This window comes from Planktothrix sp. FACHB-1355 (genome assembly GCF_014748295.1).
In the GTDB taxonomy this organism is placed as follows: domain Bacteria; phylum Cyanobacteriota; class Cyanobacteriia; order Cyanobacteriales; family Aerosakkonemataceae; genus Aerosakkonema; species Aerosakkonema funiforme_A.
Map to the genome: position 1 here is coordinate 1 of NZ_JACJUP010000266.1, position 6,757 is coordinate 6,757.

Annotated in this window: 5 protein-coding genes; 4 read left to right on the forward strand and 1 reads right to left on the reverse strand. The window is 45.5% G+C overall.

From position 1 onward, the window contains the following. Positions 1–108 precede the first annotated feature (108 nt). Positions 109–1,944, forward strand: coding sequence for a GGDEF domain-containing response regulator (locus tag H6S82_RS13340; protein WP_190462734.1), 1,836 nt, complete (start codon positions 109–111; stop codon positions 1,942–1,944). Between the two features lie 101 nt (positions 1,945–2,045). On the opposite strand, the gene H6S82_RS13345 is transcribed toward H6S82_RS13340, so the two are convergent. Beyond that, a complete protein-coding gene (locus tag H6S82_RS13345; RefSeq protein WP_190462736.1) occupies positions 2,046–3,185 on the reverse strand; it encodes a response regulator in 1,140 nt (379 codons plus the stop codon). 875 nt (positions 3,186–4,060) lie between these two features. On the opposite strand from H6S82_RS13345, the gene H6S82_RS13350 reads away from it, so the two are divergent. From H6S82_RS13350 to atpC, 3 genes are all read left to right on the forward strand, one after another. Beyond that, on the forward strand, positions 4,061–4,561 hold the full coding sequence (locus tag H6S82_RS13350; protein ID WP_199315141.1) for a PEP-CTERM sorting domain-containing protein: 501 nt from the start codon (positions 4,061–4,063) through the stop codon (positions 4,559–4,561). 155 nt (positions 4,562–4,716) lie between these two features. Beyond that, positions 4,717–6,171: a F0F1 ATP synthase subunit beta gene (gene atpD / locus H6S82_RS13355; protein WP_190462739.1), complete on the forward strand. Its 1,455-nt coding sequence runs from the start codon at positions 4,717–4,719 to the stop codon at positions 6,169–6,171. Between the two features lie 121 nt (positions 6,172–6,292). Continuing rightward, the gene (gene atpC, locus H6S82_RS13360; protein WP_190462741.1) at positions 6,293–6,709 is read left to right on the forward strand and encodes an ATP synthase F1 subunit epsilon; all 417 of its coding nucleotides are present in this window, start codon (positions 6,293–6,295) and stop codon (positions 6,707–6,709) included. The last annotated feature ends 48 nt before the right edge of the window (positions 6,710–6,757 follow it).

Genomic DNA, 6,757 nt, shown 5'->3' on the forward strand with positions numbered 1-6,757 from the left:
GCATAGCTTCCAATTTGAAAATATTAATGCTCTTACAGAAAAAATAATCAAATATATAGGCTAGAATAGATGACTTCAGAACAAGGAAATCAAAGGGTATATAAGAAAATGAATAAGGATATAGCATCTACAATAAAAGGCAACATTCTACTTGTTGACGATACGCCGGATAATCTGCACCTTTTATCCAATTTGTTGAGCGCACAGGGTTATAAAGTTCGGTGCGTAACGAACGGACAAACGGCATTGAAGGCAGCTCGCGCTAAACTACCCGACTTGATTCTGCTCGATATCATGATGCCGCATATGAATGGCTACGAAGTTTGTCAAATCCTGAAATCCGATATGCAAACGAGAGACGTTCCGGTGATTTTTTTGAGTGCATTAGATGAAGTTTTAGACAAGGTAAAAGCCTTTACCGTTGGAGGTGTAGACTACATTACTAAGCCATTTCAGTTTCAAGAAGTTTTAATCCGCGTCGAAAATCAACTGGCTTTAAAAACGGCAGAAACAAAAGTTCGTCAACTGAACGCAGAACTTGAAATTAAGGTAAAAGAGCGTACCTGCGAACTGGAAGTGACGAATCAAGAACTTCAGCGGGAAATTGCCGAACGCAAGCTTCTAGAAAAGCAACTTTTGCACATGGCGCTGCACGATCCGCTGACTGGTTTGCCCAATCGCGCTTTGTTTATGGAGCGTTTGAAACAAGCTGTCATCCGCGCCAAGCAACAGCCAGAGTACCAATTTTCAGTGCTGTTTCTAGATTGCGATCGCTTTAAAATCGTCAATGATTCTCTCGGTCATTTGGTGGGAGATGAGTTGCTGACGGCAATTGCTAGCCGATTAAAATTATCTCTCAGTCCAGTTGATACTTTGGCCAGATTAGGTGGGGATGAATTCACTCTTCTTTTAGAAGAAATTAAAGATATTACCAGCGTTACACAGATTGCAGAGCGCATTCTTTGGGAATTATCTCGCCCGTTTTACCTAGATAAACGCGAAGTATTCATAACTGCTAGTATTGGCATTGTCCTGGGCAATGCTACCTACGATCAACCAGAACATTTGCTGCGAGATGCCGATACGGCAATGTATCGCGCTAAGGCATTCGGAAAAGCGCGGTATCACGTCTTCAATCCAGCCATGCACCAGGAAGCACTTCAGCTTTTACAGTTGGAAACTGACCTTCGCAGAGCGATCGAACGGCAAGAATTTGTCGTGTATTATCAGCCCATAGTCAGTCTTTGCGAAGGCAAAATTTCTGGCTTTGAAGCCCTCGTGCGCTGGCAGCATCCCACACGCGGTTTCGTTTCTCCCGCAGAGTTCATTCCCGTGGCAGAAGAAACCGGCTTGATTACTTTCATCGGTACTTGGGTAATGCGGGAAGCTTGTCAGCAGCTTCGCATTTGGCAAGAAGAAAAACTTTCTCAAGAATCCCTAACTATGAGCGTCAATCTTTCGGTGCGCGAGTTCTCTCAACCCAACTTGATCGAGCTGATTGATGATACTCTTAAAAAAACTCAACTGAGCCCTCAAAATTTAAAACTAGAAATTACTGAAAGTGCAATTATGGAAAAAGATGGGTCGGTCACGGCGATTCTCCAGCAACTTAGAAACCGTCAAATTCAGTTGAGTATTGATGATTTTGGCACCGGTTATTCTTCCCTCAGCTATTTGAATCGTCTTCCAGTTGATACCCTTAAGATTGACCGCTCCTTTATTAATCCTATAGATAAAAATTCTGAAAGTTTGGGTTTAGTTCCTGCTATTATCACTATTGCTCATTCGCTGGGTATGAGTGCGATCGCAGAAGGTGTCGAAACCCAACAACAGCTAGCCAAATTGAGGACATTAAACTGTGGCTTCGGTCAGGGATACTTGTTCTCGAAACCATTGGGAAGCAAATTAGCAGCAGACTTGCTCGCCTCATCTCCCCAGTATTGAAAGTCAATCATGAAGAGGTAGAGGGAAAAGGGAAAAGATTTATTCTCTCACTCTCCCACTATTCTCCCAGTGCTAGCCAAAAACCTCGCAATGCAAAGCGATCAAATCTTTGCCGGAATAGTGAAGTAAAAAGTTGTTCCCACTCCAGGTTGAGATTCTACCCAGATGCGTCCTCCATGACGTTCCACAATTTTCTTGCAGATGCTCATACCGATGCCATTACCTGGGTATTTTTTATAAGAGTGCAGGCGTTGAAAAACTTCAAAAATACGCTCAAAATGCTGAGTTTCTATGCCTATGCCATTGTCGCGAACTGCTACGATCCATTCGTCGTTTTTCTTTGCTTTGGCAGTAATCTCGACCTGCGGCGGAACTTCGGGGCGACAAAACTTGATGCTGTTGCTAATCAAGTTTTGGAAAACCTGCATCAGTTGCGTGCTAGAGCCCATTACTGTGGGCAAATCGGAATAGCTAATACTTGCACCGCTGGCGCAGATTTCTTCGTCCAGATTGGCTAGCACTTCTTCTAGTACGGTTTTGCAGTCAGTCGGTTTGAATTCTTCTGTACAGGTGCCTACCCTAGAATAATCTAGCAAGTCTTCAATTAGCTGTGTCATCCTCCATCCCGCATTCACAATATTTGCGATGTATTGTTTAGCATCTGTATCGAGATGATTTTCGTATGTTGCTTCTATAATACGGGCGTAGCCAACGATCGCTTGTAGGGGTGATTGCAGATCGTGGGAGGCAATGTAAGCGAATTGTTCCAGTTCGTCGTTGGATCTTTTCAGTTCTTCGTTCAACTTTTGCAACTGTGTATTTTGCTCGGTGAGTTGACGATACAACTGTTGAATAGTCAGTTGATTGGCGACGCGAGCGAGAACTTCTTCCACTTGAAACGGTTTGGTAATGTAGTCTACGCCACCGACGCTAAAAGCTTTTACTTTGTCCACCACATCATCGAGAGCGCTGATAAAAATTACTGGCACCTCGCAGGTTTTATCCGAAGCTTTCAGCCTTTGGCAAACTTCATAGCCGTCCATATCCGGCATCATAATATCGAGTAAAATTACATCGGGTAATAGAGTCTGACAAGCAGTCAGAGCCATTTGACCGTTCAAGGCTTTGCGAACCTGGTATCCCTCTTCTCTCAGCATGAAAGATAATATACGCAAGTTATCTGGCTGATCGTCAACTACGAGGATGTTACCTTTAAGTGTATGGGAAGAATTTTTACTCATTGTTTGTGAACCCCGGCTGTAGATTACCATCGCAACTGGGGCGCAGCCGCAAGCAGGTTTAAAACCAATTTATTTTCCAAAGGTTTAGAAAATAGGCAGCCCTAACCAAAGTTACAGTTTCTTTTGTAATCTTTTCTCAAAGAATAGCAAATTTATCGGTGGCTCATAGCCTAATCTGAGGGTTATTGAGAGAGGGACAAACCTATATTTTACACTAAAACAGCGAGATAGACTGCCTGTCGTTCTGGTTAATTTACATATGGACAGGATAGGATCTGCCTTTTGCCGTACTCGATTGGAACGCTACAAGTACTTTGCCTCAACCCCCACAGGCGATCGCTAACCTATTGGGAGACACCATTTTTTTTCCAGGTTGTCCGACCCAAATAAGGGTATTTCTGGAAGTCTGTAAATATTTATACACATAAGTTGGATTTGTCAATACCTATTTGCCGAAAATTCAGCAAGTCAAAGTACGAGTTTTTACGCATCATGATGGATAAAAGCCTACGATCGTCAGTATTTTACCTGAATTGGATTTGAGCGGAGCGATGTTTCTATCTATATTTAAATGTAAATTTTCGATGAAGATTGGCTCGGCACTGATGACAGTAGTGATGCGGGTATGCCAATCTGTTTTTAGTGATGATACTTAGATGAGCACGAAAATAACAGATAAAGTAACTTTTCCCGATATTAATCGGTAGTCTCAACTAACACAAAAGTTTTCGCGCATCCCTCTTGTCAATATCACCGCTGTTAACGCTTACTTATTTGGAAAAATTAAAAAATGAATATTTCAACTATGATGAAAAAGTTATCGATCGCTACCGCTGGTGCAGCGTTGATCGCTGTGGGAGCAGACGAGATATGCAGTGACCGACCAAACCGGTCCAGGTTCATACGTCTTGTTTCAAGATATTTTCCTAGAAGCTGGTTCGCAGCACCAACTTTCATTTGACTGGTTTGCTCAGAGTTCTGCACCATTTTTCAATCCGGGAAACATGAACGCATTTGGCCCTCCCAATCAACAGTTTCGAGTCGATCTTGTTTCTGCTGGATTTAGCAACTGGTTTGGCCCTTCTTCATCGGCTGGGGTACTAGCAAATATTGTGGCTCCAACTGCTTCACCTCGTCAGTGGGCTAGCACCGCATTCGATCTAAGTGCATGGGCAGGTCAAACAGTGCGATTGGCTTTCCGGGAAGTTGACAACCAATTGTTTTTCCAGGCTGGTGTTGATAATGTGAAAATTCGCTCTACTCCTATCGAGACAGTTCCCGAACCAGCTTCTACCTTGGGCTTGCTGGCGCTAGGTGCAATGGGTGCAGCTTCACTGAAGCGCAAACAGCAACAGAAAGCAACAGAAAAAGCTTAGGCGAATTTTGGCCAAAGAATGTTTTGGACGATCGCACACCATCTCCAACTGCTTGCGCCTCAACCCGCAGAAATATCCCGTTCGGTGGTAATCTGAGAAATGGCATTGCTAAATGTTAAGACAGTTCCCCCATATCTATATAGATAGGCGCAAGCATGGTAGCCAGCACAGAAAGAACAAACATAGGCCGCATCAGCCAGATCATTGGCCCCGTTGTAGACGTTGAATTCTCCGCCGGCAAAATGCCGCAGATTTACAACGCCTTGAAAATCCAAGGCAAAAACGAAGCAGGACAAGACGTATCCGTCACCTGCGAAGTACAGCAGCTGCTGGGCGACAACCAAGTCCGCGCCGTTGCCATGAGTACCACCGATGGTTTGGTGCGCGGTATGGAAGCGGTAGACACCGGCGCTCCCATCAGCGTACCAGTTGGCGCTGCTACCTTGGGTCGCATTTTCAACGTGCTGGGCGAACCGATCGACAACCTGGGCCCAGTCAATACCTCGGAAACTTTCCCCATCCACCGTCCCTCTCCCAAACTGACGGAATTAGAAACCAAACCCTCCGTTTTTGAAACAGGCATCAAAGTAGTAGATTTGTTGGCTCCCTATCGTCGGGGTGGCAAAATCGGTTTGTTCGGTGGTGCTGGCGTGGGCAAAACCGTCATCATCCAAGAACTGATCAACAACATCGCTAAAGCTCACGGTGGTGTGTCCGTGTTTGGCGGTGTGGGCGAACGCACCCGCGAAGGTAATGACCTCTACAATGAATTCAAAGAATCGAAGGTCATTAACGAAGAAAATATCGGCGAATCTAAGGTAGCGCTGGTATACGGTCAGATGAACGAGCCACCGGGAGCCCGGATGCGCGTTGGTCTGTCGGCGCTGACAATGGCTGAATACTTCCGCGATGTGAACAAGCAAGACGTGCTGCTGTTCATCGATAATATCTTCCGGTTCGTGCAAGCGGGTTCCGAAGTGTCCGCACTGTTGGGTCGGATGCCTTCTGCGGTAGGATATCAGCCCACCCTAGCTACCGAAATGGGTGCTTTGCAAGAGCGGATCACCTCGACCACCGAAGGTTCCATCACCTCGATTCAAGCAGTGTACGTACCTGCGGACGACTTGACCGACCCCGCTCCCGCTACCACCTTCGCTCACTTGGATGCTACCACGGTGCTGTCTCGCGGTTTGGCTGCGAAGGGAATTTACCCAGCAGTCGATCCCCTGGATTCCACTTCCACGATGTTGCAACCGAGTGTTGTGGGTGACGAACACTACCAAACAGCTCGTTCGGTGCAATCGACTCTGCAACGTTACAAAGAATTGCAAGACATCATTGCCATTCTCGGTTTGGATGAACTGTCGGAAGATGACCGTTTGACGGTAGCGCGTGCGCGTAAGATCGAGCGTTTCTTGTCTCAGCCGTTCTTTGTGGCAGAAGTGTTTACCGGTTCTCCCGGTAAGTACGTGAAGCTGGAAGATACGATCAAGGGCTTCAAACAGATTCTTTCCGGTGAATTGGACGCTCTACCGGAGCAGGCTTTCTATATGGTAGGCACCATTGAAGAAGCGATCGCTAAAGCCGAAAAGATCAAGTCTGGTAAGTAAGAATTTTGGATTTTAGATTTTAGATTTTGGATTGAAATTTTTTAATCCAAAATCTAAAATCCTCTCATCCAAAATTCTCTTTCCTCAATCGAAAATCCAAAATCGAAAATCCAAAATCGAAATGACTTTAAACGTTCGCGTGATTGCGCCAGACAAGACAGTCTGGGATTCTCCAGCCCAAGAATTGATTCTGCCCAGCACCACCGGGCAATTAGGTATTCTCAGCGGACACGCACCACTTTTGACTGCTTTGGATACAGGCGTGATGCGAGTTCGTCAAGATAAAGGTTGGGTATCTATTGCTCTGATGGGCGGATTTGCCGAAGTCGAAGAAGATCGAGTGATTATTTTGGTTAATGGTGCCGAACGCAGCGAATCCATTAATGTGGAACAAGCTCGCGCCGCTTACACCCAAGCTCAAGAGCGCTATAACCAAGTGCAAAACAGCGAAAACCGTCAGGAAAAATATCAGGCAACTCAAGCTCTGAAGAGGGCACGCGCCCGTTTTCAAGCTGTGGGTGGCATGGTGCAAGTCTAAGAAATTAGGGTGGGCATTGCCCACCCTACTTTAAAGTTATCGGAAAGT